This is a genomic window from Actinomadura rubrobrunea NBRC 15275, from assembly GCF_001552235.1.
GTDB classification, from domain to species: Bacteria; Actinomycetota; Actinomycetes; order Streptosporangiales; family Streptosporangiaceae; genus Spirillospora; species Spirillospora viridilutea.
On the sequence record NZ_BCQU01000190.1, the window covers coordinates 1 to 2,227 of the forward strand.

General features: G+C 74.2%; 2 protein-coding genes. One reads left to right on the top strand and one right to left on the bottom strand.

The features are described from left to right. Nucleotides 1-43: 43 nt before the first annotated feature. Entirely contained in the window at nucleotides 44-748 is a 705-nt protein-coding gene (locus tag AR3_RS28905; RefSeq protein ID WP_067918787.1) for a hypothetical protein, read from the bottom strand. Between the two features lie 98 nt (nucleotides 749-846). Here AR3_RS28905 and AR3_RS28910 point away from each other — a divergent pair. Further along, a partial coding sequence (locus AR3_RS28910; protein WP_067918789.1) for an FAD-linked oxidase C-terminal domain-containing protein occupies nucleotides 847-2,227 on the top strand: 1,381 nt, incomplete at its 3' end.

Sequence of the window (2,227 nt, forward strand, 5' to 3'; positions counted from 1 at the left end):
TGTCCGGCGCGCCGCGGCCTCGCGGCCCCGGCCGGCGGCGGGGTCAGGCCGCGCGCCACCACACCTCGGCGTGGGTCTGCGACACCAGGCCCTCGTCCAGGACCACACGGAAGGGATTCGCCCCGATGACCGCCCACGCGCAGGCGCGGTGGTCGGCGGGGAAGCCCTTGCGCGTGACCAGGGCGAACAGCTCGTCGAACGCGGCGGAGTACAGCTCGCTCAGCTCGTCGCCGAGCCGGTCGTAGGCGCCGGACCGCAGATGCCCGGCCACCGCCTCGAGATCGCCGGCGTCCACGAGCGGCGCCGCCGCCGGGTCGTCGTCGCACAGCAGCTCGGCCGCGCGGTGGCTCGCCGCGCGCAGCTCGCCGGTGAGGCCGTCCACCTCCGGCAGCGTCGCGAACGCCGCCATGGCGTCGACGAAGTCCCGGCGCGGCCAGCCGTGCGCCTTGCCCAGGCAGTAGGGGAGGAACTCGGGGAGCTCCAGGGCGTGGGCGGCCTGCGCGACGCGCACCCAGAACTCGGCCGGCAGTTCGGCGTCGCGGCCGTTCTCCTCGGCCCACACGCCGATGTCCTGGAGGGTGTTCATCCAAAAGTGGTGCTGTCCATCCTCGGCGCATTCCCGCAGCTCGTCGGCCAGACCGCTGGCGTCCAGCAGCGCCGCGGGCACCAGCGCCCCCGCGGCGGCCAGCTGTTCCCGCACGGTCCCCTCGGGAAAGGTGAGGTCGGCGATGAGGAAGTCGGGGAGCATGGCCCGGGAACCTACCCGAACGCGCGCCGCGCCGCCCGCGGAACGACCCCCAGGAACGATCTTGCGGTGGACGGCGGGGCGGAGGGAAGGTGAACAGGATGGATGGGACACTTCGGGCGCTCGCCGAGCGGTTCACCGGGTTGCTCGGCGCGGACGCCGTCATCACCGACCCGGTGCGGCTGCGCACGTACGAGTGCGACGGGCTGACCGCGCACCGCGCCGTGCCCGGGCTGGTCGTGCTGCCCGGCACGGCCGAGCAGATCGCCGAGATCGTCCGGGCCTGCGCGGCGGCGGGCGTGCCCTACGTGGCGCGCGGGTCCGGCACGGGGCTGTCGGGCGGCGCGCTGCCGCGCACGGACGGCGTGCTCATCGTGACGTCCCGGATGCGCCGCATCCTGGAGATCGACATCCCCAATCAGCGGGCCGTGGTCGAGCCGGGTGTGATCAACCTGGACGTGACCCGGGCGGTGCGCCCGCACGGGTACTACTTCGCGCCCGACCCGTCCAGCCAGCAGATCTGCTCGGTGGGCGGGAACGTGGCGGAGAACTCCGGCGGCGCGCACTGCCTGAAGTACGGCTTCACCGCGCACCACGTGCTCGCCTGCGAGGTCGTCACGCCGGACGGCGAGATCGTCACGCTGCGGGCCGGCGACCCCGGCTACGACCTGCTGGGCGCGTTCGTCGGCGCGGAGGGCACGCTGGGCATCGCCACCAAGATCACGGTGCGGCTGACCCGGCTGCCGGAGACGGTGCGGACGCTGCTGGCGGCGTTCGACACGATCGAGGCGGGCGGCGCGGCGGTGTCGGCGATCATCGCGGCGGGGGTGGTGCCGGCCGCGATCGAGATGATGGACGCGCTGTCGATCGAGGCGGCCGAGGCGGCGGTCGGCTGCGGCTACCCGCCGGGCGCCGGGGCGGTGCTGATCGTGGAGCTGGACGGCCCGGCGGCCGAGGTGGAGCACCAGTTCGCCGAGGTGGAGCGGCTGTGCCGGGAGGCGGGCGCGTTCGAGATCCGGATCGCGGCCGACGACGCGGAGCGGGCGCTGATCTGGAAGGGCCGCAAGTCGGCGTTCGCGGCGGTCGGCCGGATCAGCCCGGCCTACATCGTGCAGGACGGCGTGATCCCGCGCACCGCGCTGCCCGAGGTGCTGGCGCGGATCGACGAGCTGTCGGCCGAGACGGGCGTGCGGGTCGCCAACGTCTTCCACGCGGGGGACGGCAACCTGCACCCGCTGGTGCTGTTCGACGACGCCGTGCCGGGCGCGGCCGAGCGCGCCGAGGAGGTGTCGGGGGCGATCCTCGACCTGTGCATCGAGCACGGCGGCTCGATCACCGGCGAGCACGGCGTGGGAGTGGACAAGGCGCGGTACATGCCCCGGATGTTCACCGAGACCGACCTGGACACGATGCAGATGGTGCGGTGCGGGTTCGACCCCGCCGGGCTGTGCAACCCGGGCAAGGTGTTCCCGACGCCCCGGC

Bases quoted from the DNA above. Each gene is read 5' to 3' on its own strand.
- AR3_RS28905 (WP_067918787.1), bottom strand. From the start codon at position 748: ATGCTCCCCGACTTCCTCATCGCCGACCTCACCTTTCCCGAGGGGACC.